This window comes from Methylobacterium sp. J-088, from assembly GCF_022829295.1.
Taxonomy (GTDB): domain Bacteria; phylum Pseudomonadota; class Alphaproteobacteria; order Rhizobiales; family Beijerinckiaceae; genus Methylobacterium.
This window is the reverse complement of the sequence record NZ_JAKSYH010000194.1, coordinates 55,208-81,692: the sequence shown is the minus strand read 5'-3', so window position 1 is coordinate 81,692 and position 26,485 is coordinate 55,208. Positions and strand designations below refer to the sequence as shown.

26 protein-coding genes and 1 tRNA gene are annotated in these 26,485 nt (G+C 67.5%); 8 read left to right on the top strand and 19 right to left on the bottom strand.

Annotated features, from left to right (window positions below; genetic code table 11):
- Window positions 1-92 precede the first annotated feature (92 nt).
- The 4 genes from MKK63_RS22040 to MKK63_RS31775 all read right to left on the bottom strand — a co-directional run bounded on the left by MKK63_RS22040 (window position 93) and on the right by MKK63_RS31775 (window position 3,338).
- Window positions 93-506, bottom strand: coding sequence for a DUF3597 domain-containing protein (locus MKK63_RS22040; protein ID WP_244005594.1), 414 nt, complete (start codon window positions 504-506; stop codon window positions 93-95).
- A 113-nt stretch (window positions 507-619) separates the two neighbouring features.
- Window positions 620-757, bottom strand: a complete 138-nt coding sequence (locus MKK63_RS22035; protein WP_244005593.1) for a hypothetical protein — start codon at window positions 755-757, stop codon at window positions 620-622.
- A 362-nt stretch (window positions 758-1,119) separates the two neighbouring features.
- A complete protein-coding gene (locus MKK63_RS22030; protein ID WP_244005591.1) occupies window positions 1,120-1,461 on the bottom strand; it encodes a hypothetical protein in 342 nt (113 codons plus the stop codon).
- A gap of 26 nt (window positions 1,462-1,487) precedes the next feature.
- Window positions 1,488-3,338 (bottom strand): DEAD/DEAH box helicase, encoded by a 1,851-nt coding sequence (locus MKK63_RS31775; RefSeq protein WP_279574796.1) that lies wholly within the window; start codon window positions 3,336-3,338, stop codon window positions 1,488-1,490.
- Between the two features lie 221 nt (window positions 3,339-3,559).
- On the opposite strand from MKK63_RS31775, the gene MKK63_RS22020 reads away from it, so the two are divergent.
- A tRNA-Tyr gene (locus MKK63_RS22020) sits at window positions 3,560-3,643 on the top strand.
- Window positions 3,644-3,660: 17 nt separating this feature from the next.
- On the opposite strand, the gene ruvC is transcribed toward MKK63_RS22020, so the two are convergent.
- Window positions 3,661-4,284: a crossover junction endodeoxyribonuclease RuvC gene (gene ruvC / locus MKK63_RS22015; RefSeq protein WP_243916755.1), complete on the bottom strand. Its 624-nt coding sequence runs from the start codon at window positions 4,282-4,284 to the stop codon at window positions 3,661-3,663.
- Between the two features lie 99 nt (window positions 4,285-4,383).
- Here ruvC and MKK63_RS22010 point away from each other — a divergent pair, with 99 nt between their 5' ends.
- The gene (locus tag MKK63_RS22010) at window positions 4,384-4,959 is read left to right on the top strand and encodes a peroxidase-related enzyme (protein WP_409564540.1); all 576 of its coding nucleotides are present in this window, start codon (window positions 4,384-4,386) and stop codon (window positions 4,957-4,959) included.
- A gap of 1 nt (window position 4,960) precedes the next feature.
- Here MKK63_RS22010 and MKK63_RS22005 read toward each other — a convergent pair whose 3' ends face one another.
- A complete protein-coding gene (locus MKK63_RS22005) occupies window positions 4,961-5,281 on the bottom strand; it encodes a YnfA family protein (protein ID WP_244005587.1) in 321 nt (106 codons plus the stop codon).
- A gap of 99 nt (window positions 5,282-5,380) precedes the next feature.
- Between MKK63_RS22005 and MKK63_RS22000 the strand changes: the two genes are divergently transcribed.
- Window positions 5,381-6,349, top strand: a complete 969-nt coding sequence (locus tag MKK63_RS22000; protein ID WP_244005585.1) for a tyrosine recombinase XerC — start codon at window positions 5,381-5,383, stop codon at window positions 6,347-6,349.
- Window positions 6,350-6,503: 154 nt separating this feature from the next.
- On the top strand, window positions 6,504-7,361 hold the full coding sequence (locus MKK63_RS21995; protein WP_244005614.1) for a response regulator: 858 nt from the start codon (window positions 6,504-6,506) through the stop codon (window positions 7,359-7,361).
- A gap of 161 nt (window positions 7,362-7,522) precedes the next feature.
- Here the strand turns inward: MKK63_RS21995 and lpdA are convergent, their stop codons facing one another.
- The 11 genes from lpdA to gloB all read right to left on the bottom strand — a co-directional run bounded on the left by lpdA (window position 7,523) and on the right by gloB (window position 20,421).
- Window positions 7,523-8,926, bottom strand: coding sequence for a dihydrolipoyl dehydrogenase (gene lpdA, locus MKK63_RS21990; RefSeq protein WP_244005583.1), 1,404 nt, complete (start codon window positions 8,924-8,926; stop codon window positions 7,523-7,525).
- 62 nt (window positions 8,927-8,988) lie between these two features.
- Window positions 8,989-9,744 carry an SDR family oxidoreductase gene (locus tag MKK63_RS21985; RefSeq protein ID WP_244005582.1) on the bottom strand — a complete coding sequence of 252 codons (756 nt, stop codon included), beginning with the start codon at window positions 9,742-9,744 and terminating at the stop codon, window positions 8,989-8,991.
- Entirely contained in the window at window positions 9,741-10,067 is a 327-nt protein-coding gene (locus tag MKK63_RS21980) for a pentapeptide repeat-containing protein (RefSeq protein ID WP_244005579.1), read from the bottom strand. The genes MKK63_RS21985 and MKK63_RS21980 overlap by 4 nt, the downstream gene beginning before the upstream one ends.
- 274 nt (window positions 10,068-10,341) lie before the next feature.
- Window positions 10,342-10,560 (bottom strand): hypothetical protein, encoded by a 219-nt coding sequence (locus tag MKK63_RS21975; protein WP_244005578.1) that lies wholly within the window; start codon window positions 10,558-10,560, stop codon window positions 10,342-10,344.
- 23 nt (window positions 10,561-10,583) lie between these two features.
- Window positions 10,584-11,903 carry a 2-oxoglutarate dehydrogenase complex dihydrolipoyllysine-residue succinyltransferase gene (gene odhB / locus MKK63_RS21970; RefSeq protein ID WP_244005576.1) on the bottom strand — a complete coding sequence of 440 codons (1,320 nt, stop codon included), beginning with the start codon at window positions 11,901-11,903 and terminating at the stop codon, window positions 10,584-10,586.
- A 92-nt stretch (window positions 11,904-11,995) separates the two neighbouring features.
- Window positions 11,996-14,986, bottom strand: a complete 2,991-nt coding sequence (locus tag MKK63_RS21965; protein WP_244005574.1) for a 2-oxoglutarate dehydrogenase E1 component — start codon at window positions 14,984-14,986, stop codon at window positions 11,996-11,998.
- Between the two features lie 170 nt (window positions 14,987-15,156).
- Entirely contained in the window at window positions 15,157-16,041 is an 885-nt protein-coding gene (gene sucD, locus MKK63_RS21960) for a succinate--CoA ligase subunit alpha (protein ID WP_244005572.1), read from the bottom strand.
- Window positions 16,042-16,043: 2 nt separating this feature from the next.
- Window positions 16,044-17,240 (bottom strand): ADP-forming succinate--CoA ligase subunit beta, encoded by a 1,197-nt coding sequence (gene sucC / locus MKK63_RS21955; RefSeq protein WP_244005570.1) that lies wholly within the window; start codon window positions 17,238-17,240, stop codon window positions 16,044-16,046.
- 112 nt (window positions 17,241-17,352) lie between these two features.
- Window positions 17,353-18,315: a malate dehydrogenase gene (mdh, locus tag MKK63_RS21950; protein ID WP_244005568.1), complete on the bottom strand. Its 963-nt coding sequence runs from the start codon at window positions 18,313-18,315 to the stop codon at window positions 17,353-17,355.
- A 403-nt stretch (window positions 18,316-18,718) separates the two neighbouring features.
- Window positions 18,719-19,336: a TetR family transcriptional regulator gene (locus MKK63_RS21945; protein WP_244005611.1), complete on the bottom strand. Its 618-nt coding sequence runs from the start codon at window positions 19,334-19,336 to the stop codon at window positions 18,719-18,721.
- A 308-nt stretch (window positions 19,337-19,644) separates the two neighbouring features.
- Entirely contained in the window at window positions 19,645-20,421 is a 777-nt protein-coding gene (gene gloB / locus MKK63_RS21940) for a hydroxyacylglutathione hydrolase (RefSeq protein ID WP_244005566.1), read from the bottom strand.
- A 152-nt stretch (window positions 20,422-20,573) separates the two neighbouring features.
- Between gloB and MKK63_RS21935 the strand changes: the two genes are divergently transcribed.
- Entirely contained in the window at window positions 20,574-21,308 is a 735-nt protein-coding gene (locus MKK63_RS21935; RefSeq protein WP_243916775.1) for a methyltransferase domain-containing protein, read from the top strand.
- A 91-nt stretch (window positions 21,309-21,399) separates the two neighbouring features.
- Window positions 21,400-22,107, top strand: coding sequence for a MarC family protein (locus MKK63_RS21930; protein ID WP_244005564.1), 708 nt, complete (start codon window positions 21,400-21,402; stop codon window positions 22,105-22,107).
- A gap of 18 nt (window positions 22,108-22,125) precedes the next feature.
- Here the strand turns inward: MKK63_RS21930 and MKK63_RS21925 are convergent, their stop codons facing one another.
- A complete protein-coding gene (locus MKK63_RS21925) occupies window positions 22,126-23,181 on the bottom strand; it encodes a hypothetical protein (RefSeq protein ID WP_244005562.1) in 1,056 nt (351 codons plus the stop codon).
- A 963-nt stretch (window positions 23,182-24,144) separates the two neighbouring features.
- On the opposite strand from MKK63_RS21925, the gene MKK63_RS21920 reads away from it, so the two are divergent.
- On the top strand, window positions 24,145-24,978 hold the full coding sequence (locus MKK63_RS21920; RefSeq protein ID WP_243916741.1) for an ArsA-related P-loop ATPase: 834 nt from the start codon (window positions 24,145-24,147) through the stop codon (window positions 24,976-24,978).
- Complete coding sequence (locus MKK63_RS21915; protein ID WP_244005560.1) at window positions 24,975-25,418, top strand: hypothetical protein; 444 nt, start codon at window positions 24,975-24,977, stop codon at window positions 25,416-25,418. Before MKK63_RS21920 ends, MKK63_RS21915 begins: the two co-directional genes overlap by 4 nt.
- Window positions 25,419-25,431: 13 nt before the next feature.
- On the opposite strand, the gene MKK63_RS21910 is transcribed toward MKK63_RS21915, so the two are convergent.
- A complete protein-coding gene (locus tag MKK63_RS21910) occupies window positions 25,432-26,475 on the bottom strand; it encodes a cytochrome-c peroxidase (RefSeq protein WP_244005609.1) in 1,044 nt (347 codons plus the stop codon).
- Window positions 26,476-26,485 lie beyond the last annotated feature (10 nt).

The following is a 26,485-nucleotide window of genomic DNA, read 5'->3' as shown; positions in this document are numbered from 1 at the left end:
GCTCAACGGCGTTGCATCGGGGTGTCGGAGAGTTCGGGACCAACCCCTGGCAGCGATGCCCCCAGGAAGTCCGGCAACTCTCCGTCGTGGTTCTAGTGCTTCAGATCGTCCGGCACCTTGCCGCCGTTCTCGGCGAGCTTCTGCATCACCTGCTTGTGCAGCCAGATGTTCATCGTGGCCGAGTCGTCCTTGTCGCCGCTGTAGTGCAGCTCGTCGGCGAGCTGCTTGCGCGAGGCAAGGCCGGAATCGAGGCCCAGCAGCTTCATCAGGTCGACGATGGAGTGACGCCAGTCGAGCGTCTGCGGGTTCTTCTCGGCAAGGCCGGTGAGGACCGCCGCGACGTCCACGGGCTCGCTGCCGCCCGCAGTGCCGGGTGCCGAGGGTGTCGACGGGGTGCTGGTGCCGGCTGGGCCGCCTGAGCCTGCGGTTGGCGCGGGCGCGGCATCCGCGGTCCCGCCGCCGAATGGGTGGAGGATCTTGCCGACGATGCTGCCGAGGAGGCTCATGAGTCCGCTCCGATAAATGTGGCCCGGCTCACGTGCCGGGCGGGCGTTTAACGGGCGGTTCTAGCCTGGCGTTCCGACACGGATGCCACGACTCGGTCACCGCCGCCCGGATTCTATCCGTGGGCGCCGTGGAGCGCGACGCCGAGCAGGCTCAGACCGAGGACGAGACACACGCCGCTCCAGCGCTCCAGCACGGCGGCGCGGGCGGGATCATGGAGCGAACTGTAAGCGAGGGCGATCCCGCTAATCAAGCAAACCAAACTTATCACGACGACCAGTGAGTTCCCCTGAACCAAAATCTACGCGATCAGCCATAATCAGTTTTCGCGCTTATGCGAGTCAAAAAACAACGTAGTCAATTTGGATGAGGACAATTTCCACGGCTGCATCACGTGGGCGTGTTCTAATGTTCATGAACATAATCTGAAGTTGCAGAGTGACCGACCCTGTAACTATGAAACTTCTGTCACGCAGACGGGCGATCGAGCGACCTGTCAAAATAAATTGTCATAGATCTGGCGGTGGTTCGAAGGCTTTTCACTTGACCGTCCCATGCACAGGTGCCGCCAGGAACGACGACAGATCGTATTTCGATCCCTCACAAAACTGGGATTTAGACCTGGTCGAGCAGGGCCGAGACGATCGTGGCCCATTCCTCGGCCACGCTTCCGTGCGGATCCGTGCGCCTGGCACACCCGTACCAGTAGCGCGCATTCCCCGCGTCACCCTCGATGCGATGGAGATGGGCGTGCACCCAAGCGGCATCGCGGCCCGGTTCCGCCTGCACGAGGGCGTGGGCCTGCTCCCAGCTGGTCGAACCCGGTCCGGAGGGCGTTTGCGCCAGCCACCAGAGCGCGGCCAACGGGGCCGGCCATGCCGTGGGCGGGGTGGGCTCGGTCAGGGTCGCCGTGAAGGCGGCGAAGGCCGGGCCGGCGACAGGCAGGATCTCGGTCACGGCGCTCTCCTCGGTCCCGTAGCGTTTCAGCGTCGGGCGGCGCGCTCCAGCGTCCAGCGGCCCCGGCGCTGGCGGGCAGACCACGCGTAGCGCGTATCGCCATCGAGGCAGTCGAGATGGTCCGACAGGCGGTTGCGTTCAAGCCAGCCGAGCGCGGCCTCCAACTCGGGCAGGGTCATGGTCGCGCGGCCCTTGCCGAGCACGCGCTTCAGAACAGCGTTGTAGCGGTGCGCGAGGTTGCTGCCGCGGGCCACCCGAAGCGACGCCTCGTCCTCCACCGCCTGGGCCGCCACCGTGGCGGCGAGCCTCTGGCGCAGGGTCCGTTCGGTGACGGAGGGCGGCTCGGGTGCCGGGGCCGCCGGGGCGGGCTCGACGAGGCGCGGGCGCAGCAGGGCATAGCGAAGACCGATCGCATTGCTCTCCAGCGGGGTGATCCCTCCGGGATCCTCGTCGCGCCAATGAGTCCGCTCGGGCACGACGGCGCTGGCCGGCCGCTCGCGCCGGGGCCGGATGCTGCTGCCCTGCTCGGTCTCGAGCTCCAGGCGAAACCGGGCGAAGAGCGGGTCGTCGGGGTGGAAGACCAGCGCCTGCTGCGTGTCGTAGGCGCCGGCATGCGGATCGACCCGGGTGGCCCGGGCCAGCATCTGCTCCAGCCAGGGGCGCGAGCGGATATGTGTGAGGGCCGCCACCACGGCGACCTCAGGGGCGTCGAGCCCCTCATAGGCCATCGCCACCGTCACGAGGATCGCCGGCTCCGGCGTCAGGCGAAAGGCGGCCAGCGCCGCGTGGGCATCCCCCTGGCCCGAGGTGGCCAGCCGGACGTCCCGCGCGCCCTGCCCCGCCGGCATCCAGCCCCGGAGGGTTTCGAGGTACGCACGGGCGCTCGCCTGATCGGGCGCCACCACGAGGAGCTTGCCGAGGCCTCGCACCGCCTCGCCGGGCGGCAGATCGCGCTCGGCCCGGCGCCGGGCGCGCAGGCGCTTCGTGGCGTGGAACGCTTCGCTCAGAAGGTCGCGGGCGAAGCCGGTGCGGAGCGCCGTGAACAGGGCTGGTCGTGTGGTGATGCGGACCGAACCGGCGCCCAGGCGGTGTGGCCCGACCCGGGGGCTGTCCCCGGCGATCCGCCCGCCTTCGAGCCAGCTCGCCTCGCCGTCGATAGCCCCGAACGTCACCGGCAGCACGGCCCGCTCGGCTAGCGCCTGCGACCGGGAATAGCCGATCACCGCGAGCCCGGGTGTATCCAGATTGAGCTCGGGACCGCGCCCCGGTGCGGGGGCCCGGTAGGGCAGTCCGAGGATGCGCTTGCCGTCGGCCCGCTCCAGCGTCCCGGACAGATAGAGGCGGAACGTGGCGGCCTCCATTATAGGGAGCATGGCTCGGGACCACGCCCCGGCCTCCGCATCCTCGGCACTGCCCTCGTCGGCTCCCGGCCGCCCGGGGGCCGGCAGGTGATGGACCTCGTCGATCACCAGAAGGGTGCGGTGCGCCCGCGCCTCGGCGAAGTGGAGGGCCGGCGCGGCGGCGATCGCCTGATAGGTGGTGATGTAGCCGGACAGCCCCCGTGCGGGATCGCGCTCGTTGTCGGCCGCGCGCACGCTGAGCGCGTGCCCGAAGGCTGCGCGCCAGAGCGGGTCGGCAAACGCTTCCTCGGCCTGGAGGCGCAGAGAATCCCGCGGCACCACCCAGACCACACGCTCGACCAGACCCGCCGCGATCAACTGGTGGGCGGCGATCACCGGCAGCAACGACTTGCCGCCGCCGGGCGTCACCGCCGCCAGGATATCGCGGACGGCGCCCGCCTCCCCGCTCGCCATGGCCGCCACCAGGGCCATCAGCGTACGCTGGTGCGACCGCAGGGACGGGGCGGGACGGGTCAATGGCCGACGAAGCAGGGCGACATACGCCCACCGTGGCCGATCGGGATTCCTTTGTGAATCCCTTCCGTCGCGGAACGTTCGCGTTTTCTTCCGGACGGGTGGTACGGCTGCGTGCCAGCGGAGCGGCGCTGCACAGCCCGGTGCCGGATCGGCGCACGAGAAGCGTTGACACCCGGCCCACCCCTCACCATAAGGGCGCCGCGGGCGAAAAAACCCGCCTTGGGGGAATGTCCCGAGCGGCAAAGGGGGCGGACTGTAAATCCGCTGCGTAAGCTTCGTAGGTTCGAGTCCTACTTCCCCCACCAAGTCGATCCCGATCCCATTAGCCTTGTTTCGCGAGCGCCGCCTCGATGCGTGCGGCGGCTGCGGCGGAAAAGCCCTTTCCTTCGAGCCCCTGCCCCGCGGCCGCCTGGCCCGTGAGGCTGCGGCGCTTGCCCGCCGGCATATGCGCCTTGCGGAGCGCGTGCGAGTCCCGGTGGCTGGCATGGGTGATGGCGATCGCCAGCGCGTCGGCGGCGTCGGCCACGCGGAACTCGGCCTTCGGCAGCAGGAAGCGCACCATCGCCTGGATCTGCACCTTCTCGGCGTGGCCGGAGCCCGCTACGGTCTTCTTGATCAGGTTGGCGGCGTATTCGAACACCGGCAGCCCGGCGAGCGCCGGCACCACCAGCGCCATGGCGCGGGCATGGCCGAGCTTGAGCGTCGCCTGCGCGTCCTTGTTGACGAAGGTCTCCTCCACGGCGACCTCGTCGGGCTGCTGGCTCTCGACGATGCGGCCTATCCCCTCGAACAGCTCGCGCAACCGCAGGGCCAGGGGCAGGTCGCCGTCCGAAGTGACCACGCCGCACGCGCCGTAGGTGAGCTTGGACCCCTGCGCGGTGATCAGGCCCCAGCCGGTGCGGCGGAGCCCGGGATCGATCCCGAGGATGCGGACGGGGCTGGTCATGATGCTCCACAGGTCCACGAACGGCTCGACGAACGGCCCGAGGCTGCCGTACGTATCGTGAACGCTTGGTTTCACCAAGACGCGGATTTCGTGAGGACGATGATGAGCGCGGAGACCCCGATCAGCCGCTTCCCGGTGCCGAAGCTCTCCGAGATGCCGGAGGATCTGCGCGCCCGTATCGCCCTCGTGCAGGAGAAGGCCGGCTTCGTGCCCAACATCTTCCTGGCGCTGGCGCATCGCCCGGAGGAGTTCCGCGCCTTCCTGGCCTATCACGACGCGCTGATGGACCGGTCCGGCGGCCTGACCAAGGTCGAGCGCGAAATGATCGTGGTCGCCACCAGCGCGGCCAACGATTGTCTCTACTGCGTCGTTGCCCACGGGGCGATCCTGCGGGTCCGGGCCAAGGACCCGCGGATCGCCGACCAGATCGCGGTCAACTACGCCAAGGCCGACATCACCCCACGCCAGCGCGCCATGCTGGATTTTGCGGTCAAGGTGGCGATCCGCTCTCAAGCCGTCGGGGCGGAGGATTACGCCGCGCTGGGCGGGCATGGGTTCAGCCCGGACGACATCTGGGACATCGCCTCGATCACGGCACTCTTCGCCCTGTCGAACCGGATCGCCAGCGTGACGGATCTACGCCCGAACGACAAGTTCTACGCGATGGGCCGCTGATTCAGGGCCGGCGGCCGAGCAGGATGATCGCCGTGCCGACGAGGCAGATCGCGCCCCCCGTGAGGTCCCAGCGGTCCGGCCGCTGGCCCTCGACGAGCCACAGCCACAGGATTGAGGCTGCGACGTAGACGCCACCATAGGCCGCGAAAGCACGACCCGCCGCAGGGCTGTCCACCAGGGTCAGCAGACAGGCGAACAGCGCCAGCGATGCGAGGCCCGGCAGCACCCACAGAGGGGAGCGACCGAGCCGGAGCCAGGACCAGACCGCGAAGCATCCGGCGATCTCCGCGAGGGCGGCACCGGCATAAGCGAGGAGGGTCATGGTCAAAGCTTGGCACGGCCTCTCCCATGAGGCGAGTCTCGGGCCTGGACGGCGGGCCGTGTTAAGTCTCCGGCAAGGCTGATCCGGTCGATTGGCACCATGAACGCGCACGCCTCCACCGCCGACCTGTTGCTGTTCCCCGGCGACGCGCGCTTGCGCGCCATGGTCCTGGCGTGGCTCGACGGGCTGGCGCGCGAGCGGCGGATGGCGCCCAACACCGTCGAGGCCTACGGGCGCGACCTGCGCCAGTTCCTCCACCACCTCGCCGGTCGTTTGGGCACGCCGACCATCCCGATGCTGGTCGCCCTGAAGGTGCGCGACATCCGCGCCTTCATGGCGGCGCGCCGGGCCGACGAGGTTTCCGGGCGCTCGCTGATGCGCATGCTGGCCGGGCTGCGGTCCTTCGCGCGCTTCCTGGAGCGCGAGGGCCACGGCACCGTCTCGGCGCTGGGTGGGGTGCGCTCGCCGAAGGTTCCGCGACGGCTGCCCCGCCCCCTGCCGGTCTCCGCCGCGGTGGCGCTCACCGATACGGGGATCCGCGCCGGCGAGGAGCGCGAGCCCTGGGTGCTCGCCCGGGATGCCGCCGTGCTGGCCCTGCTGTACGGCGCCGGGTTGCGTATCTCGGAGGCCCTGGGTCTCACCCGCCGCGATGCCCCGCTGCCGGGCATCGATCAGGTCACCGTGCTGGGCAAGGGCGGCAAGCAGCGCATGGTGCCGATCCTGCCGGTGGTGGCGCAGGCGGTCGCCGACTACCTCGCCGCCTGCCCGCTGCCGCTTCCATCGGAGGGGCCCCTGTTCGTCGGCGCCCGCGGCGGCCCGCTCTCCCCGCGGATCATCCAGTACACGGTCGCCCGTGCCCGGGGCACCCTCGGCCTACCGGAGAGCGCCACGCCCCATGCCCTGCGCCACTCCTTCGCAACCCATCTTCTCGCCCGACAGGGGGAACTGCGTGCGATCCAGGAACTGCTCGGCCATGCCTCGCTGTCGACCACGCAGCTCTACACCCAGGTCGATGCCGCCCGGCTGATGAGCGCCTATGCAGCCGCGCATCCGCGGGCTGGACGCTGATCTAGATTGTCATTGTTGCTCATTCGACGGCCAATTGTCTCCAGACTGGTAAGATGATCGGCTATATCCCTTGAACAGCCGGTTTCTTTAAGGGCTTCGTCACCATCTGCACCCATTCTGACCGTTACGGGGTGGGTCGGCGCGGACGGTCGTGATGGAGCTTGCGGAGGCGCGGACGCCCATACGGGTCGTGATTGCGGATTGTGACGCGGGCCGCCGGGCAGCGCTCGGTGACGTGGTCCAACGATTCGATCCCACGGCCGTGATCGACGAGGCGACGTCCGGTCAGGCGTTGTGCGACATCTTCCTCCGGCGTCGCCCGACCCTGGCCTTCGTCGGCCTTCAACTGGAAGATCTGAGCGGGCCCGAGGCCGTCGCGGTGGCGCGGCGCGCGGGCGCGGAGCCGCCCTGCCTGGTCCTCGTCGCCAACCGTGTTCTCGCCCAGTGGCAGGAGATCGCCACGAGCCTCGGCGCCTACGAGGTGCTCAAGACGCCGCTCGACCCGAGCCATATCGAGCAGTTGCTCCACGCCAACGCCCGCCGCCGGGCGCCGACGCGGGCGCTGCTCGCCTGCTCGTCTCCGGCCGGGCGTTCAGCGATCAGCCGGGTCGTGGCCCGGAGCGGCTTCTCGATCGAGCTCGACGAGACGGATGACGGCCGCCACGCCCTCAAGCTACTGAAGCTCGCGGCCTATGACTTCGCGTTCATCGACGTGAAGCTCACGGGCATCGACGGGCTGGAACTCGCCTGCCAGATCCAGCCCCTGGGCCTGGCCACCCGCATCACCCTCCTGACCACCTCCGAGCCGGAGTCGGTTGCCCAGGCGGGCCGCTATTTCGGCGTCGATGCGGTGCTGCGGATGCCGTTCTACGCCCGCGACATCGACCTTGCCCTGCATAACGCGCTGGGCCTGCGCCGGCCGTATCTCCTGAACGCCCTGACGGCTCCGCCGGCGCCGAGCGCGCTGCTGCGGATCGTGGATTTACCGAACGCCCGGCGCAAGATCGCCTGATCCCGCGCCGCGGGGATGGACCAAGTCATGGCTTCGAAAGGTCGAGACCTTTCGCGGGTCCAGGGCGGAGCCCGGGTCAAGATCTCAGGGCTCCGCCTTAAGAACCTGCCAAAGGGCTGAAGCCCTTTGGAAACCCGGGATCTCGCGGCTCGAACGGACGCTCAGACGTGGATGGCGCGCTTGTTGACTGCAAGCGCGGCTTCCTTCACCGCCTCGGTGAGCGTCGGGTGGGCGTGGCAGGTGCGGGCGATGTCCTCGGACGAGGCGCCGAACTCCATCGCCACCGCGACTTCGGCGATCAGGTTGCCGGCATCGGCCCCGACGATGTGGACGCCGAGCACCCGGTCGGTCTGGGCATCGGCCAGCACCTTCACGAAACCGTCCGTGGTGCCGTTGGCCTTGGCGCGGCCGTTCGCCGTGAACGGAAACTTGCCGGCATTGTAGGCGACGCCGTCCTTCGTCAATTCCTCCTCGGTCTTGCCCACCGAGGCGACCTCTGGGAACGTGTAGACGACGTTCGGGATCACGCCGTAATTCACGTGGCCCGACTGGCCCGCCAGCATCTCGGCCACCGCCACGCCCTCGTCCTCGGCCTTGTGGGCCAGCATCGGGCCGGCGATCACATCGCCGATGGCATAGATGCCGGTGACGTTGGTGGCGTAGTGCGAATCCGTCTGGATCCGGCCCTTGTCGTCCCGCTGCACGCCGACCGTGTCGAGGCCCAGGCCCTCCGTGTAGGGCACCCGGCCGATCGCCACGAGGACGACGTCGGCCTGGAGCGTCTCCGCTGAGCCACCCGCGGCCGGCTCGACCGTAACGGTTGCGCCACCCTTCTTGCCGACCTCGACGCCGGTCACCTTGGTGGACAGCTTGAAGGCGATGCCTTGCTTGGTCAGGATCCGCTGGAACTGTCTGCCGACCTCGCCGTCCATCCCGGGGAGCACCCGGTCGAGATACTCGACCACGGTGACCTCGGCGCCCAGGCGCCGCCAGACCGAGCCGAGCTCTAACCCGATCACGCCGGCGCCGATCACCAGGAGCTTCTTCGGCACCCGGTCGAGTTCGAGGGCGCCCGTGGAGGAGACCACGACCGTCTCGTCGATGGTCACGCCGGGCAGGCGCGTCACGTCCGAGCCGGTGGCGATGACGATGCTCTTGGTCTCGAGCATCTGATTGCCGCCATCCTCGGACACGACCTCGACCCGGCCGGCGCCTGCGATCCGGCCGGTGCCGTGGAAGGTCTCGACCTTGTTCTTCTTGAGGAGGAATTCGACGCCCTTGGTGTTGCCGGCCACGCCCTCGGCCTTGAAGCTCATCATCTTCTTCAGATCGAGCTTCACGCCGCTGACCTCGATGCCGAGATCGGCGAAGTGCTTGGTCGCCTCCTCGAAAGCCTCAGAGGCGTGGAGCAGCGCCTTCGACGGGATGCAGCCGACATTGAGGCAGGTGCCGCCGTGGGTGGCGCGCTTCTCGACCACGGCGGTGCGCAGGCCGAGCTGCGCCGCGCGGATCGCGCAGACATAGCCGCCGGGGCCGGTGCCGATGACGACGAGATCGTAGGACATGCAGGTTCGCTTCCGGTCGGTCATGCCGCGTGCGGGACGGGCGGGGATAAGTCAGTTGAGGATCAGCGGCCGCCGCCAACATCGAGGATGGCGCCCGTGGTGTAGGAGGCGTCCTCCGAGAGGAGCCACACGATCGGCGCGGCGACCTCCTCGGCGGTGCCGGCGCGGCCCAGCGGGACAGCCGGGCCAAGGCGTTCCACCCGATCGGGCTCGCCGCCGCTGGCATGGATCTCGGTGGCGATGATGCCCGGCGCCACCGCGTTGACGCGAATTCCTTCGCCTGCCACCTCGCGGGCAAGGCCGATCGTCAGCGAATCGATCGCGCCCTTTGAGGCCGCGTAGTCCACGAACTGGCTGGGTCCGCCGAGCCGCGCCGCCACCGAGGACAGGTTGACGATGGCGCCCCCTGCCCCTCCGCGCTTGGTCGACATCCGTCGCACCGCCTCGCGGGCGCAGAGGAAGCTGCCGACCACGTTGGTGGTCATCATCCGTTGGAGCCGGGCGAGGCTCATGTCGGCGACGTCCGACTTCACATCGACCACGCCGGCATTGTTGACGAGGGCCTTGAGCGGGCCGAGCGTGTCCGCCGCCTCGAACAGGGTGATCACGTCGGCCTCGCTGCCGACATCGCTCTTCACAGCAAGCGCCCGGCCGCCCTTGGCGGTAATCGCATCGACCACGCCTTGTGCCGCGGCGGCATCCGACACGTAGCTCAGGCAGACGGCGTAGCCGCGCTCGGCCAGCAGCAATGATACAGCCCGGCCGATGCCGCGGCTGCCGCCGGTGACGATGGCAACCGGGTAGGAAGACGCGGTCAAGCTCCGGCTCCTACGGTATCGCCTGTTTTACCGGTCAGAGTCTGGCGGTCGATGTAGTTCGGCAAGCGCGTATGCTCATCAATGATCGCGGTGGCGAGTTGCGCCGCGGTCAGGCTGCGTGCACCGGTCAGATCCGCTCCTCGCAGGATCGTTTTGCTGAGCAGCGCATCCTGAAAATCCAAGTTTCGGAACGCCGCACCGCTGGCATCGACACCAGATAGGTCCGCCTGCCGGAGATCGGCATTGCTGACGTCGGTGTGGCGTATGATGGCGCCTCGAAAATTGACGGCGGGATGGGCCCTAGATTGAATGCTGTGGTTCATCGGCGGAAATCCTCATGCGCAGTGTTTCGATGACGGCTTTCACATCGATGGGCGGTTCAAGTTCCTCGTAGCGGGACCGACGTTCGCGTAGGTGCGCCTGCAGAAGTTCGAATATAGGATCGGACAGATCAGGAAAATCGCGTCCGATTTCGCGTAGCACGTAGATCGCCGCCTAAGCAGATTTGCGTTGTCAAGCCAACGCTTCATCCGCTTGGATCCTTGTTACAGCGCAGGTTTTTGTCGCAAAACCGGTGGCCACTTTTGCGAAACCTGCTTAGCGTATTTCGAGCCGCTCGTCTCCGAGTTGTCCAGCCGCGCGATTGAAGAGCTCGGTGACGTACGCGCGGCGCGCAAGTTCCGCCTGTGACGCTGCAGATCCAGTCTGCGTCAGCTCAGGTTTGAGCTTCCGCCACACAAGGGCCGCGCCCACCAAGGCGGCGAGCGCGAGCCCCAGATTGCGCACGATCTCCGAGATCAAGACCCATGTTTGCATGATCCCGGATCGCCACGACGGTCTCAGAGGTCCAGCACGAGCCGCGCCGGATCCTCCAGCGCCTCCTTGACTCGCACCAGGAAGGTCACGGCCTCCTTACCGTCGACGATGCGATGATCGTACGACAGGGCGAGGTACATCATCGGCCGCGCCTCGATCTTGCCGGCGCGGACCACGGGGCGCTCCTCGATGCGGTGCATGCCGAGGATGCCGGATTGCGGCGCGTTCAGGATCGGCGTCGACATCAGCGAGCCGTAGATGCCGCCGTTGGTGATCGTGAAGGTGCCGCCCTGCATGTCCTCGATGGACAGCTTGCCGTCGCGCGCCTTCCTGCCGAAGCCGGCGATCGTCTTCTCGATACCGGCGATCGACAGGTCGTCGGCGTTGCGCACCACCGGCACGACGAGGCCCTTATCGGTCCCGACCGCGATGCCGATGTGGTAGTAGTTCTTGTAGACGAGGTCCTGCCCGTCGATCTCGGCGTTGACCGCCGGCACGTCCTTGAGAGCGCCGATCACCGCCTTGGTGAAGAAGCCCATGAAGCCGAGCTTCGTGCCGTGCTTCTTCTCGAAGATGTCCTTGTACTGGCTGCGCAGCGCCATCACAGCCGACATGTCGACGTCGTTGAACGTCGTCAGCATCGCCGCCGTGTCCTGCGCATCCTTCAGGCGGCGCGCGATGGTCTGTCGGAGCTTGGTCATGCGCACGCGCTCCTCGCGCGACGCATCGTCCGCCGCGGAGGGCGTCCGCGGCAGGGTCGGGCGGGCCTCCTTGGCGGGCGCGGACGGAGCCGGACCCTTGGCGATGGCGCCGAGCATGTCGCCCTTGGTGACGCGGCCGTCCTTGCCGGAGCCGTTCACACCCGACGGATCGACGCCGAATTCCCGGGCGAGCTTGGCCACGGCCGGGCCGTTGTCGCCGACTGGGCGCTGCTGGGCTGCGGGGGGCCCCGCCTCGCCGTGGTTGCCGTAGCCGGCGGAAGATTCCTGGGCCGGCGCCTCGGCCTTGGCGGGAGCGGCGGTCTTCGGGGCCTCGCTCCGGCTTTCGGACTTGGTCTCGGTGGCCGCCTTCGGAGCCGCCTTCTTGGCCGGTGCCGCGCCGGCGCCGGCCTCGACGATCGAGCCGAGCAGGGCGCCGGGCTCCACAGTCTCGCCGTCCTTCACCAAGATCTCGCCGAGCTGGCCCGCCGCCGGGGCGTTGACCTCCAGGGTGACCTTATCGGTCTCGAGTTCGACGATCGGCTCGTCGGCCGCGACGATGTCGCCGGGCTTCTTGAACCAGCGGCCGATGGTGGCCTCGCTTACGGATTCGCCGAGGGTCGGGACGAGGATGTCGGTAGCCATGTCGTTTCGCACTTCCGGATCGGTTCGGCCGTGCCGGACGGCCTGGACAGTGACGGCGGCGGCCCGAGCGGGTCGCCGCCAAATCCCAAACATCAGACCGCGAGGGCCTCGTTGAGGAACGCCTGAAGCTGCGCCTGATGCTTCGACATCTGGCCCACCGCCGTGGAAGCCGAGGCCGGGCGGCCGACATAGCGGGCGCGCTTCACCGCGGAGCCAGCCTGACCGAGCACCCATTCGAGGTAGGGCTCGACGAAGGCCCAGGAGCCCATGTTCTTGGGTTCCTCCTGGCACCAGATCACATCGGCGTTGCGGAAGCGGGCCATCTCGTTGGCCAGCGCCTTGAGCGGGAACGGGTAGAGTTGCTCGACGCGCATCAGGTAGATGTCGTTGAGGCCGCGCTTCTCCCGCTCCTCCAGCAGGTCGTAATAGACCTTGCCGGAGCTCAGCACGACGCGGCGGATCTTGTCGTCGCGCACCAGCTTGTTGGGCGCGCCCTCCTCCTCCGCATCGTCCCAGAGGACGCGGTGGAAGGTCGAGCCCTCGGCCAGTGCGTCGAGGTTCGAGACGGCGCGCTTGTGGCGCAGCAGCGACTTCGGCGTCATCAGCACCAGCGGCTTGCGGAAGTCGCGCTTCAACTGCCGGCGCAGGATGTGAAAGTAATTCGCCGGTGTCGTGACGTTGGCGACCTGCATGTTGTCCTCGGCGCAGGCCTGGAGGTAGCGCTCCAGGCGAGCGGAGGAGTGCTCGGGTCCCTGCCCCTCGTAGCCATGCGGCAGCAGCAGCACGAGGCCGGACATGCGCAGCCACTTGCGCTCGCCGGAGGCGATGAATTGGTCGATCACCACCTGGGCGCCGTTGGCGAAGTCGCCGAACTGCGCCTCCCAAAGGACCAGCGCGTTCGGCTCAGCCAGCGAGTAGCCGTACTCGAAGCCGAGCACCGCCTCTTCGGAGAGCATCGAGTTGATGATCTCAATCGAGGCCTGCCCCTCGCGGATGGCGTTCAGCGGTGTGAAGCGCTGCTCGTTCTCCTGATCGATCACCACCGCGTGGCGCTGCGAGAAGGTGCCGCGCTCGACATCCTGGCCCGAGAGCCGGACCCTGTTGCCATCGAGCAGCGTGGCCCCGAAGGCGAGCGCCTCAGCGGTCGCCCAGTCGACACCGGTTCCGGTTTCCACGGCCTTGGCGCGGTTATCCATGAAGCGCTGGATCGTGCGGTGCAGGTGGAAGCCCGGCGGCACCTGCGTGATCTTCCGTCCGATCTCCTGCAGCGTCTCGGCCGGAACCGCGGTGCGGCCGCGGCGCGGGTCGTCCACGTCCTCGTGCACGGCCTTCACGCCGGACCAGCGCCCGTCGAGCCAATCGGCCTTATTTGCCTTGTAGTTGTTGGCAACGTCGAGCTCACTATCGAGCAACTGCCGGAACTCGGCCTTGCGGGCGTCCAGCGCCTCCTGAGTGACGGAGCCGTTCTCGACCAGTTTTCGGCCGTAGGTCTCCAGCACCGACGGATGCTTGCGGATCCGCTGGTACATCTTCGGCTGAGTGAAGGCCGGCTCGTCGCCCTCGTTGTGGCCGAAGCGGCGGTAGCACAGCATGTCGATCACGACCGGCTTGCCGAACTTCTGGCGATATTCGACGGCGACCTTCGCCGCGAAGGTGACGGCTTCCGGATCGTCGCCGTTGCAGTGGAAGATCGGCGCCTCGACCATCTTGGCGACGTCGGACGGATAAGGGGAGGAGCGCGAGAAGCGCGGATCGGTGGTGAAGCCGATCTGGTTGTTGATAATGAAGTGGATCGAGCCGCCGGTGCGGTGGCCCTTCAGGCCCGACAGGCCGAAGCACTCCGCCACCACGCCCTGGCCCGCGAAGGCGGCATCGCCGTGGATAAGCAGCGGCAGCACCGTGCGGCGCTCGATATTGGGCTTGGCCCACTGGTCCTGCTTGGCGCGGACCTTGCCGAGCACCACCGGATCGACGATCTCAAGGTGCGACGGGTTGGCAGTCAGCGATAGGTGGACGTTGTTGCCGTCGAAGGCGCGGTCCGAGGACGCGCCCAGGTGGTACTTCACGTCGCCCGAGCCCTCGACCTCGGCCGGGGAGGCCGAGCCGCCCTTGAACTCGTGGAATACCGCCCGGAACGGCTTCGCCATCACGTTGGTCAGCACGTTCAGCCGGCCGCGATGGGCCATGCCGAGCACGATCTCGCGCACGCCGAGCGCGCCGCCGCGCTTGATGATCTGCTCCATGGCCGGGATCATCGCCTCGCTGCCATCGAGGCCGAAGCGCTTCGTGCCGGTGTACTTCAGATCGAGGAACTTCTCGAAGCCCTCGCCCTCGATCAGCTTGTTGAGGATCGCGCGTCGGCCCTCGGGGGTGAAGGAAATTTCTTTGTCCTTGCCCTCGATGCGCTCCTGGATCCACGCCTTTTCGGCGGGATCGGAGATGTGCATGAACTCGACGCCGAGCGTCTGGCAGTAGGTCCGCTCCAGGATGTCGACGATCTCGCGGATCGTGCCAAACTGGAGGCCGAGCACGTTGTCGAGGAAGATCGGACGGTCCCAGTCGGCCTCTTCGGTGAAGCCGTAATGTTGCGGGTGCAACTCTTCGTGGTCGCCCCGCGGCGCAAGGCTCAGCGGATCGAGCTTGGCGTGCAGGTGGCCGCGCATGCGGTAGGAGCGGATCAGCATGATCGCCCGCACCGAATCCTTGGCGGCCTGCTCGACCGAGACGCCGGTCGTCGCGGTGACGCTGTCCTGCGGCTTGCCGGGCTTGGCCTCCTTGGCGTCGCGGGCGACGATCCGGTCGCCGACCGCCTTCTCCAGGGCGCCCCAGTTGCCGTCGAGCGCCGAGACCAACTCGCCGTTCAGCGGCACCGGCCAGTTCGGCTTCTCCCAGGAGGCACCGGCCGCGTTCTTCTCGACGAGCGTCTCGTCTTCGCCGAGGCCCTTGAAGAAGGCCTGCCACTCGGGATCCACCGAGGCCGGGTTGCGGGCATAGGCCGCCTGCAATTCCTCGATGTAGGCGGCGTTGGCGCCGTAGAGGAACGAGGTTTCGAGGAGCGCTTCGTTCACGTCCTGGCGTGCCATGGTGCGTCCATCCTGTCGCGCGGGCAGGCTGCCCTGCCCTTCAGGCGCTCCGTCCGCGCGGCGGATCGCCTTCAAACCGAAACGGGGCGGGTGACCGCCCCGCTGAATTTATCGTCTGTCTGATATGGGCGTTGCAGCCCTGCGATGGATGCAACGCTGGCGCCTGGAACTCAGCCCTTCAGGACCTCGACTAACGTCGAGCCCAGCCGAGCCGGCGACGGCGACACGCGGATGCCCGCGGCCTCCATCGCGGCGATCTTGTCCTCGGCGCCGCCCTTGCCGCCCGAGATGATTGCGCCGGCATGGCCCATGCGGCGGCCCGGAGGCGCCGTGCGGCCGGCGATGAAACCGACCATCGGCTTCTTCCTGCCGCGCTTGGCCTCGTCGCGCAGGAACTGCGCGGCTTCCTCCTCGGCCGAACCGCCGATCTCGCCGATCATCACGATCGACTCGGTCTTCGGGTCGGCCAGGAACAGCTCCAGCACGTCGATGAACTCGGTGCCCTTCACCGGATCGCCGCCGATGCCGACCGCCGTGGTCTGGCCGAGGCCGGCATTGGAGGTCTGGAACACCGCCTCGTAGGTCAGCGTGCCCGAACGGGACACGATGCCGACCGAACCCTGGCGGAAGATGTTGGCCGGCATGATGCCGATCTTCGATTCGCCCGCCGTGACGATGCCGGGGCAGTTCGGCCCGACGAGGCGCGACTTCGAGCCGATAAGCGCCCGCTTCACCCGCACCATGTCGAGCACCGGAATGCCCTCGGTGATGCAGACGATCAGCGGGATCTCGGCCGCGATCGCCTCGCAGATCGCATCCGCCGCGCCGGGCGGTGGCACGTAGACCACCGAGGCGTCGGCGCCGGTGGCCTCGCGGGCCTCCGCCACCGTATCGAAGACCGGCAGGCCGAGATGGGTCGCACCGCCCTTACCGGGGCTCGTGCCGCCGACCATCTTGGTGCCGTAAGCAATCGCCTGCTCGGAGTGGAAGGTCCCGTTCTTGCCGGTAAAACCCTGGCAGATGACCTTGGTCGTGGCGTCGATCATCACCGACATGATCAGGCTCCCTTCACGGCGGCGACGATCTTCTGGGCGGCGTCGTCGAGGTCGTCCGCCGGGATCACGTTGAGGCCGGAATTGCGGATGATCGCCTTGCCTTCCTCGACGTTGGTGCCTTCCAGGCGCACCACCAGAGGCACCTGCAGGCCCACCGCCTTGACGGCGGCGATGACGCCGTTGGCGATCACGTCGCACTTCATGATCCCGCCGAAGATGTTGACCAGGATCCCCTTCACCTGCGGATCGGCGGTGATGATCTTGAACGCCGCCGTGACCTTCTCCTCGGAGGCGCCGCCGCCGACATCGAGGAAGTTCGCCGGCTCCTCGCCGTAGAGCTTGATGATGTCGAGGGTCGCCATGGCGAGGCCGGCGCCGTTGACCATGCAGCCGATCGTGCCGTCGAGCGCGATGTAGGCGAGGTCATATTTCGACGCCTCGATCTCCTTGGCGTCCTCCTCGGTCTCGTCCCGCAGGGCGACGATATCGGCGTGCTTGTAGAGCGCGTTGGAATCGAACGAGATCTTGGCGTCGAGGCACTTGAGATGGCCGTCGGCCGTGAGCACCAGAGGATTGATCTCCAGCATGCTCATGTCCTTGGACACGAACGCCGCGTAGAGTTTTTCCGTCAGCGACGCGGCTTCCTTGGCCTGGGGGCCGGTGAGGCCCAGCGCCTTGGCGACGGCGCGGCCGTGGTGGGGCATCACGCCGGTGGCCGGATCGACCGCGATCGTATGGATCTTCTCGGGCGTGTCGTGGGCGACCGCCTCGATGTCCATGCCACCCTCGGTGGAAACCACGAAGGCGACCCCGCCGGTGACGCGATCGACCAGCATCGAGAGGTAGAACTCTTCGGCGATCTGCGCGCCTTCCTCGATGTAGAGGCGGTTGACCTGCTTGCCGGCCGGCCCGGTCTGGATCGTCACCAGGGTCTGGCCGAGCATCTCGCCGGCATATTGCTTCACCTCGTCGATCGACTTGGTGACGCGCACGCCGCCCTTGGCGCCCTCGGGCGCGCCCTTGAAGGTGCCCTTGCCGCGGCCGCCGGCGTGGATCTGGCTCTTCACGACCCAGACGGGGCCGCCGAGCTCCTTGGCGGCGGCCTCGGCCTCCGACGGGTTGAAGATGGCCACGCCGCGGGAGACGGGCAGGCCGAACTCCTTCAGCACGGCCTTGGCCTGGTATTCGTGAATATTCATCGGAGCCTCGTAGGGAGGAGCGAATAGGTGGAAGCGAACAGCGCGTCGAGAAATCGAGCGATCAGAAATCGGGTCTCCGACCAGAACGCGCTGCCCGGTCTCCGCTTACCGGTCAGGCGAGGTTGCTGTCGACGCCCTTGCAGGCCTCGATCAGGCCCGTGACCGAGGCGACCGACTTCTCGAACATCGCCTTCTCGGCGGCGTCGAAGGTGACCTCGAGGACGCGCTCCACGCCGTTGGCGCCGATCACGATCGGCACGCCGATGAACATGCCCTTCACGCCGTACTGGCCGTCGAGATAAGCGGCGCAGGGCAGGACCCGCTTCTTGTCGCGCAGGTAGCTCTCGGCCATGGCGATGGCGGAGGCGGCCGGCGCGTAGAAGGCCGAGCCGGTCTTGAGCAGGTTGACGATCTCGCCGCCGCCCTTGCGGGTGCGGTCGACCATAGCGTCGAGCTTCTCCTGGGTGGTCCAGCCGAGCTTGACGAGGTCGGTCAGCGGCACGCCCGCGACCGTCGAGTAGCGGGTCAGCGGCACCATGTCGTCGCCGTGCCCGCCGAGCACGAAGGCGGTGACGTCCTCGACCGATACCTTGAACTCTTCCGCGAGGAAGTGGCGGAAGCGGGCCGAGTCGAGCACGCCCGCCATGCCGACGATCTTGTTGGTGGGCAGCCCCGAGAACTTCTGAAGCGCCCACACCATCGCGTCGAGCGGGTTGGTGATGCAGATCACGAACGCGTCCGGCGCGTAGGTCTTGATGCCTTCGCCGACCGCCTGCATCACCTTCAGGTTGATGCCGATCAGGTCGTCGCGGCTCATGCCGGGCTTGCGCGGGACTCCGGCGGTGACGATCACAACATCGGCGCCCTTGATGGCGGCGTAGTCGCTGGCACCCGCGTAAGCTGCGTCAAAGCCCTCGACCGGGGCGGCCTCGGCGATGTCGAGCGCCTTGCCCTGCGGCACGCCGTCGACGATGTCGAACAGCACCACGTCCCCGAGATCCTTCAGGCCGGCCAGAAGGGCCAGGGTGCCGCCGATCTGGCCGGCACCGATGAGCGCGATCTTGTTGCGAGCCATGTCGGATCCGTCTCCCTTGCGTGTCGCTATCGAGGATGCGTCGGGCGTTGCGGGGATTGCGCTTCCGTTCCGGTTCGCGGTCAGATTCGCGGCCCCAAATCTGCGCGGCTGTGTGGCGGAAAAGCACCGTCGCTTCAACCCGATGCGGGTCGAGCGTCGACATCGGCGCCAAGCTCCGGGTGCCGGACGGCGGCACAGACAATCCGAGAAACGCCAGCGCTGCGAAGGTTTTAGGTGCAGTGCAACTTGGATCCGGCGTGTGGAGAAGCTTCGATGACAGACTCTGCAAGCTGTCATTTGCGCGTTTCGTCACTGCCGATGGTGCCGTAAACATCCGGACACAGCGAAGGCCCGGATTGAGGGTCCGGGCCTTGGAGAATCCGTCACGGTGGTGTCGGGCTTGTCAGAGAACCCCAGATCGCAGAACCCTCTGGATCGCGTGAATGACGGCGCCGAAGCGCGCCTCGATCAGATCGCGCGGCACTTCGGCATCGTGCTGGATCGCCAGCGGATGCGTGAAGCGGTAGCTCGCATCGAAGATGTAGGCGATCGCCCGCTCCCGGTCCCGGGCCGAGAAGATCCCGGAGGTGATTCCCTCCTCGACGACCCGCTCCACGAGACTGCGCAGGCGTACACGGTGCCGCCGGGCGATCGGCCGGGCCGCCACGGTGGCGTCGAGATGCACCGCGAACAGGTTCGGCTCGTCGACCAGCGCGTCGCGTTGAACGGTGGCCAGCGCGGTAAGGAGACGCTCGATCTTGTCGTCAGCCGGGTCGGGTGCATCGGCAATGCCGGCGAGCCGGGCTTCGACCTCGCGCAGCCAGCGCCCTGCCACAGCGTCGAGGAGGGCGTCCTTTGACGGGAAGTAGCGGTAGACGTTGGCATGGGTCATGCCCGCTTCGGCGGCTACGGCCACCACCGTCACACGCTTGGGGCCGAGCCGGGAGAGATGCTCGGTGGCGATGCCGAGCAACCGAACGTCGGCGGCTACGGGTGCGCGTGGCCTCGATCCGCCAGACACATCGGCTCCGTCCCGGGGCGTGCCGGTCTCGGCGACCTCGGCGACAGAGAGCTTGGATTTGGCGCCCAGCGCCTCTTCCTTGGACCCGTCAGATTCTGGCTTCAAAAAAGGCAGCGGAAGGCGGGAAGTGGACAGGTGGTAGGGCGAGACGGACCCCCATCATACCGGCTGAAGCGTCCCGGCGCTTCGCGTTGACGTTACGGCTTCCCCCCGGGAGCCCGTTAACCTGAGCGGATTTAGTCCGCTTAAACACTCCTATGTGTCAGTTTGCCTTGAGAAGGCAACAAATTTTTCTCGTTATCCCTGCGTCAGAAGCGGTTCTTCCACGCCCTAAGAGCGACGAAGACCGATTCTGGATCGCTTCCTGGTGGCAGATCGACGGATTTTGCCAGTGCTGGGACTGCGCCGCGCAGGAACGGGTTGGTGGCGCGCTCTGCGCCCATGGTCGAAGGAACGAGGAAACGGCTCTCCGCCTTCGCGGTTTCGGCCTCGGCGAAGCGGGCCTTGAGTGCTGCGTTGTCCGGCTCGGCCGCCAGGGCGAAGCGCGCGTTGGAGAGTACGTAGTCGTGGCCGCTGAAGACTTGAGCAGAATCGGGGAGATCGTCGAAGCGCCGCAAAGATCGGTAGAGGGTCTCGGGCGGGCTCTCCATCACCCGGCCGCAGCCGAGGGTGAACAGCGTGTCGCCGGCGCAGACAAGCCCCGCCTCGGAGAACCAGTACGTGACGTGATCGGCGCAATGGCCCGGCGTCTCCCAGACCTGCGCGGTCATATCGCCGACCCGTACCGTGTCGCCCTCCCGGACGGTAACATCCACCTGGGGGACCGCGTCGCCGGCCTTTGCGGGCGCGACGACCCGAGCGCCGGTGGCCCGCTTCACCGCAGGGATGCCTTCGACGTGATCGGCGTGCCGGTGCGTCACGAGGATGTCGGTGAGCCGCCAGCCGGTCTCATCGAGCGCCCTCAGGACCGGATCGGCCTCCGGCACGTCGATCGCCGCGCACGCACCTGTGACAGGATCGCGAATCAGGACACCGATATTGTCGCTGCGGCACAGGAAGGTGCGGATCTCGGGCTGGGCGGCCATCGGGGGATTCTCCTCGGGGCGCAAACGCTGTCGCCGTGAACAGGCGGTCCCACGGCCGGGTTCCGTGCACTTCGGGTCCGTAATGCTTGCCGCGGGCGACCCGGGTCACCATTGAGTACACACCCGTTCCCGTGTCGGTAGCCTGCCTCTTCATGCGTCTCGACGTCAACGATTTGCGGGCCTTCTACGCCAGCCCCCTGGGCCGCACCACGCATCGCGTGGTCGGCCGCTCGATCGACGCGTTCCTCGGCTCGGTCTCGGGCCTGCGCGTGCTCGGGATCGGCTACGCGATGCCGTATCTCGGCCCGATCCACTGTATCGCCGAACGCACCCTCGCGTTCATGCCGATCAGCCAGGGCGTGGTGAATTGGCCGGCGAGCGGCCGATCCTGCACGGCGCTGGCCGATCCCACCATGATGCCGCTGCCCGAATCCGCCGTCGACCGGATCCTCCTCATCCACGCCCTCGAAGCCGTCGAGAGCCCCTCCGAGCTGCTCCAGGAGGTGTGGCGGACCCTCACCCCCGGCGGGCGGATGATCCTGGTGGTGCCGAACCGGCGGGGGGTCTGGGCCCGGCGGGAGGCGACGCCCTTCGGCCATGGCCAGCCCTACAGCCGTTCGCAGCTCGGCCGGTTGATGCGCGAGACGCTGTTCTCGCCGGTGAACTGGACCGAGACGCTCTACATGCCGCCGGTGCGCTCGCGGCTGATGCTGCGCACCGGGCCGGCCTGGGAGTGGACCGGCACCAGCCTATCGCTGCCCTTCGCGGGCCTGCACGTGGTCGACGCGACGAAGCAGCTGTACCGGCCGGTCACGGTGCGGCAGGTGCGGCGCGCCCGTCGCCTCGCCCCGGCCCGGGTGCTGGTGCCGGCTCCTGCCCCTGGCTGAGCGCGCGTTGTCGCGAGCGGCCGTCTGCGGAAACCGGATTCCGTCGGCGCGCCCGGTGGCCTAGGAGGACGGTCCGCATGGACCGACCCTGATGAGCATCGATTTCACCGTCCAGCAGTTCCTGCTCGCCCTCTCGGGCCTGGTCGCGATCGTCAACCCGATCGGCGGCGCCTTCATCTTCGCCCAGGTGACGAGCGCCTACAGTCACGCCGAGCGGGTACTCCTGTCGCGCCGGATCGGCGTCTACGCGGCGCTGGTGATGCTGGGCGCTCTCTGGGCCGGGACGCCGATCCTCAACTTCTTCGGCGTCACCCTGGCGGCCCTGCGCGTCGCGGGCGGGCTGGTGGTGATGTCGTCGGCCTGGACCCAGCTCAACCGACCGGAGGCGCGGGAGGCGCGCAAGCAGGCCGAGGCTTCGGGCTCGGCCGGGCCGGGCGCCGCGGCCTCCTCCGAGCCGGTACCCACCGCGGTGCTCTCCGAGATCGCCTTCTTCCCGCTGACCCTGCCGTTCACCACCGGGCCGGGCACGATCGCCGTCGCGATCACCCTGGGCGCGAACCGGCCGGCGGCTTACGCCGAGCGGGCCGGTTTTTATTTCGGCGTCACGGTGGCAGCGCTGGTGGTCGCCGTCACGGTCGCCCTCCTGTACGCCTCGGCCGACCGGGTCGTGGCGCTCATCGGCCCGGCCCGGGCCCGGGTGGTCGGACGCCTGTTCGCCTTCCTGCTGCTCTGCGTCGGCACGCAGATCCTGATCAACGGCCTGACCGATGTGATCGCGCCGTTGCTGGCACCGCGATGATCCCGGTCCGAGCCGCCGTCAGATGACCGGCAGGGTCCCGAGGCCGCCGAACAGGGCGGCGTGGCCCGCGTAGTAGAGGAACAGGAAGGCCGCCAGCGCCGCGCCGTACCAAGCCGGCGCCAGGAGCACTTGGCGCGCCCGCACCTGGACCCGGACATCGTCGGCGGCGATCGCCAGCAGCACCACGATGATCCCGGAATGGCCGATCGCGTCCACCTTGCCGAACTCGACGATTGCCGAGACGAAGATCGCCGCCAGGATGATCGCTGCGCAGCGCCGGACCAGGGGCGTCCAGATCAACGCGAAGGCGAGGGTGAACTCGATCACGCCGGCGGCCTGCATGAACAATTCGGGGGTCGCGCCCATGGTCATCTGCGGCTTGGCGGCGAGCAGCGGCGCCGACCATTCCGGATAGGCCCACTTCTCGATCGAAGCCCACATCAGCGTGACCGCGGCGGACCAGCGGACGAGGTCGAGGGGGCGGATGTCGAAGGGCTTCAGGTCGAGACCCTGCACGATCAGGTAGACGGCGATCCCGAGGAAGATCGGATAGTCGGCGAGGTGAAACAGCCCGTATTGCGCGGTCGCGTAGCTGAACAGGAAGACGAGGCCCAGGCCGGTGACCGGCATCGTGCGGCGCCAGATCAGGCAGCCGGCCAGCCCGAGCTGAAACCACGGGATCCAGGCCACGTCGGTCTTCAACTCCGGCGTCAGGATGATGCCGCCGAGGACGAACAGGGAAACGAGGAAGAAGCCCAGCGTGGCGCGGACCAGTAACTCCGTGTCGGTGCGGATCCGCGTGGTCACGCGATCGAGGGCGTTGAGCAGTGCGCCTCCCAGGGGCGTGCCCTCCGCCAGGCATCCGAACATCAGGCAGAGCAGCGCGAGGCCGGTGAGCCACTCGAAGTCGAGGCAGAGGACCTGTTCGAGGCCCTGCGGCTGACCGGCCACGTCGAAGGCGCAGAACCATTTGACGTGCGCCTCGGCGGCGTTCGTCCCCGCGAGGATCAAAGGGCCGGTCAGGCCGAGGGCGCAGGCGACTGCCGGGGCCGACTTTTTGTTGGATGTTGGCATTGAGCCCTCGTCGCAGCGCAACGACACCGTGGTTACCGGTTTACTTAAATATACCCGGCGCATTTTAGCCAAGGGTTTGTTAACGAATGTGAGTGAACGGTTAACGCTGTGGATTGTGCTTAGGTAGCGTCGAATCTCGTTCTGGCTGTGCGGGACCTTCGAGCGGGGGCCACGACCCTCGGCAGCACAGTGCCGAACCGCTTGCTGCTTTGACGGCTGTTGGCTCGACTATCCCCGTCAGATGGCAAGTCTCGACCGCGTTGGGTTTTGCGGCGACCACGTCTGTACCGCGCTGTCGACACGTTTCGCAGGTCTGATCCGCATCAGGGCCACGACCCCGGCGCCGAGCCGTAATGATTTCCACTTGTGCGCTCAATATTTATAGTATTTAAGCATAAAATGTTACACGTAGCAGCATATATAAAAACTATTGCTTAAAACGAAGATATCAGACCGCAAACATAAACTGAATACATCAGTGAATAGCGTGAGATTGATTCATTAATGTTTAGGCTGTAGCGGAAAGATGCCTGCAGAGACGGCGGGTATCGGGTTCGCATCTTGCGTGAGCCAGCGCGTTGTCTTGGTCGAACCGAATTCAGGGGCTGGGCCTATGCGGCTGGTCCGCCGGAGCGAGAGACCGAGCAACGGGATGCGCGCAATGGGGAGGGACGCCATTCCGAGGCCCGACACACCTGTCGACCTGCGGCGGTCGCGCCTCCCTGAGCCGTGGCACCGGGAGGGCCATCGCTCTGCCGCCGGCCCACCGGGCGAATCGCGGGGGTTGGCGCATGTCCGGCCGGGCGTGGCCGGGGCATCGAAGATGACCGAAGCGAAGCCCTGACGGCGTCCCGGCCCCGGGAGCGGCCCCGGCTGCAGCGCATCAATCCTGACATCCCGCGGGACGGTTCCTCACCGCTTCGGCGTGCGGCACCGCCCTATCCATCAGCAAGGAGAGACTTCATGGCCGACGATACGCAGACCAAGGTTCCGGCCTGGTACGGACCGGACGAGATCCAATTGATCCAGCGCGACCTTCTCGGTTCGGCGGCGAAGATCCTGATCCTTTGCCTGGGCGGCAAGGGCGGTGTCGGCAAGACGACGATTGCGCTTCAGGTCGCCGATCTCTGCGCCGAGGTCAGTCCGGTCCTGGCGATCGACACCGATCCGGCCAATCGCCATTTCCACACGGCTTTAATGCAGGAGACCAACCCCGGCAGCGAGAGTTTCGTGCCGCGCCGGCCCGACATCACCTGCTTCCGTCAGCGCCTGCGCGCTGAGGACAGCACCGGCCGCGTCGACCCGACCCTGTGCCAGGACATGATCGAGCACGTGATCGAGGCCGCCGAGCGCTTCGTGGTGGTCGATTTCCCGGCCGGCGACACCGAGACGACCCGTCGCTGCGCCGAGATCATCGTGGAGAGCTGCCGGGAATCGAACATCCGCCTCGCCGTGGTTGTCGCGGCCGGTGCCGTCGATCCGACCGCCCTCGATGTCCTGCGCGAACTCAAGCCGATGCTGATCGAGTGCGACCGGGCGATCCTGGCGAAAAACACCGCTCAGGCGACCAACTTCGACTACCTCGAATCCTCCGAACTCGTGAAAGCCCTGCGCAAGCAGCCGAATTTCCGTGTGATCGAGATCGAGAAGATCGGCGAGCGCCTGATCGAGGCCCTGCGCGTGCAGAACATGACGTGGCAGACGCTGGCCAACACGGCGCCGATGCGCCTGCGCGTTGAAGGACGCCGCCTCCGGCGCAACTTCCATCAGGTGTGGCGGGAAGCGCTCCGGCCGTGACCAACCTCGAGCGGTTCTACCGGTCGGTCCACGGCCGCGATCTTCAGCCATGGGAGCGTCAGCTCGCCGTGCGGATCGCGGCCGCCTTGAACACGACGACGAACGACGACTTCGTCGTTCACCTGCTCCTCGTGTACATGTCGACGAACTCGATCACCAACATGTACAACGAGTTGGTGGCCGCGCGGAACACGCTTGCCGAAGACAACCGCGACCTGATCCAGACGGTCACGAAGGATCTGCGCCGCAACAAGCTGCTGACCTACGGGCTGATCGGCGCGGTGGCGCTCGCCGTCATCGCGGGGGCCTGGACGCTGGCCACGGTGGTCAGCCTCTCAAACGGCGCGGCGGCGAACGAGGCCCGCCTCGCCGCCGCGGTGGAAACCTGCGAGCAACGGAATACCGGACGCCCCCCGCGCGGGCTCGACCTCGGCCGTTAAGGCGGATCCAGCGTCAGGGCGTCGGCGGCTGGGCCGAGAACGACGCGGTCACGAGGTCGCGCTCCGTCCGTGCCGACAGCGTCGCGAGGAAAGCCAGGAGATCGCTCCGCTCCGTGGCGGTGAGATGAAGCGGCTTGATCAACCGGGAGCGGCTCGGGCGGTCGATCCCGCCGCGGTCGTAGAGATCGATCACGGCTTCGAGGTTCGGCACCGATCCGTCGTGCATGTAGGGCGCGCGCTGGCCGACCTCCCGGAGCGTCGGCGTCTTGAAGGCGTAGCGCAGCGCGACCGAGGTCGGCTTGAAGCGGCCCCGCCCGATGTCGGTCCCCTGACCGACGCCGATGTCGTGGAACGAGTTGTCGGTGAACGACCAGCCGGAATGGCAATTGGCGCAGCCGGCGCGACCGTTGAACAGGTCGAAGCCCCGCTTGGCCGGCTCGGCGATCGCGTCCTCCCGGCCGGCGATCCACCGATCGAACGGGGCCGGCTCGGTCACGATCAGGCGTTCGAAGGTGGCAAGCGTCGCTTCCAGCCGTTCCCGGGTGACGGCCGGATCCGCGAAGGCGCTCGCGAAGGCTGCCGTGTAGTCCGGGTCGGCGGAAAGCCGGGCCAGGGCCTCGTTCATCGGCAGGTTCATGTTGCCGGGCGCCATGATCGGCATCGCCGAGACCGATTCGAGCGTGTGGAACTTGCCGTCCCAGCCGAGTGGGCCGTCCTGCCAAGCGACATTGAGGACCGTGGGCGTACGCAGGTCCATGTCGCCCTGCTGGCGTGTCGCCGCGCGGGCGCGCCCGTCGGCCCAGGCCAGATCCGGGACGTGACAGGTCGCGCAGGAGCGGGTCCGATCGCCGGACAGGATCGGATCGAAGAACAGGCGACGACCGAGTTCGGCCTTTGCGGCCGTGTACGGGTTTTCGGCCGGGAACGGAATCTCGGCGGGCGGGCGATAGGTGTCGCGCCAGCCGGCGCGGCGCGGGTCCGGGCCGCTGCCGAGCCCCACGCTCACGCCGACGAATCCAAGAATCGCCGCGACCGCGGCGCTGACCTTCCACGCCATCATCAACCTC

Excerpts from the sequence above, each read along its gene's own strand:
- MKK63_RS22005 (WP_244005587.1), bottom strand. The coding sequence starts at position 5,281 with ATGACCCTCCTCGCTTATGCCGGTGCCGCCCTCGCGGAGATCGCCGGA.
- MKK63_RS21925 (WP_244005562.1), bottom strand. The coding sequence starts at position 23,181 with ATGCCAACATCCAACAAAAAGTCGGCCCCGGCAGTCGCCTGCGCCCTC.
- sucC (WP_244005570.1), bottom strand. The coding sequence starts at position 17,240 with ATGAATATTCACGAATACCAGGCCAAGGCCGTGCTGAAGGAGTTCGGC.
- ruvC (WP_243916755.1), bottom strand. The coding sequence starts at position 4,284 with ATGACCAGCCCCGTCCGCATCCTCGGGATCGATCCCGGGCTCCGCCGC.
- MKK63_RS21935 (WP_243916775.1), top strand. The coding sequence starts at position 20,574 with ATGCGTCTCGACGTCAACGATTTGCGGGCCTTCTACGCCAGCCCCCTG.
- MKK63_RS21920 (WP_243916741.1), top strand. The coding sequence starts at position 24,145 with ATGGCCGACGATACGCAGACCAAGGTTCCGGCCTGGTACGGACCGGAC.
- MKK63_RS21965 (WP_244005574.1), bottom strand. The coding sequence starts at position 14,986 with ATGGCACGCCAGGACGTGAACGAAGCGCTCCTCGAAACCTCGTTCCTC.
- MKK63_RS21995 (WP_244005614.1), top strand. The coding sequence starts at position 6,504 with ATGGAGCTTGCGGAGGCGCGGACGCCCATACGGGTCGTGATTGCGGAT.
- MKK63_RS22010 (WP_409564540.1), top strand. The coding sequence starts at position 4,384 with ATGATGAGCGCGGAGACCCCGATCAGCCGCTTCCCGGTGCCGAAGCTC.
- gloB (WP_244005566.1), bottom strand. The coding sequence starts at position 20,421 with ATGGCCGCCCAGCCCGAGATCCGCACCTTCCTGTGCCGCAGCGACAAT.
- MKK63_RS22040 (WP_244005594.1), bottom strand. The coding sequence starts at position 506 with ATGAGCCTCCTCGGCAGCATCGTCGGCAAGATCCTCCACCCATTCGGC.
- MKK63_RS21975 (WP_244005578.1), bottom strand. The coding sequence starts at position 10,560 with ATGCAAACATGGGTCTTGATCTCGGAGATCGTGCGCAATCTGGGGCTC.
- mdh (WP_244005568.1), bottom strand. The coding sequence starts at position 18,315 with ATGGCTCGCAACAAGATCGCGCTCATCGGTGCCGGCCAGATCGGCGGC.
- MKK63_RS21980 (WP_244005579.1), bottom strand. The coding sequence starts at position 10,067 with ATGAACCACAGCATTCAATCTAGGGCCCATCCCGCCGTCAATTTTCGA.
- lpdA (WP_244005583.1), bottom strand. The coding sequence starts at position 8,926 with ATGTCCTACGATCTCGTCGTCATCGGCACCGGCCCCGGCGGCTATGTC.
- MKK63_RS21930 (WP_244005564.1), top strand. The coding sequence starts at position 21,400 with ATGAGCATCGATTTCACCGTCCAGCAGTTCCTGCTCGCCCTCTCGGGC.
- sucD (WP_244005572.1), bottom strand. The coding sequence starts at position 16,041 with ATGTCGGTGATGATCGACGCCACGACCAAGGTCATCTGCCAGGGTTTT.
- odhB (WP_244005576.1), bottom strand. The coding sequence starts at position 11,903 with ATGGCTACCGACATCCTCGTCCCGACCCTCGGCGAATCCGTAAGCGAG.
- MKK63_RS22000 (WP_244005585.1), top strand. The coding sequence starts at position 5,381 with ATGAACGCGCACGCCTCCACCGCCGACCTGTTGCTGTTCCCCGGCGAC.
- MKK63_RS21910 (WP_244005609.1), bottom strand. The coding sequence starts at position 26,475 with ATGGCGTGGAAGGTCAGCGCCGCGGTCGCGGCGATTCTTGGATTCGTC.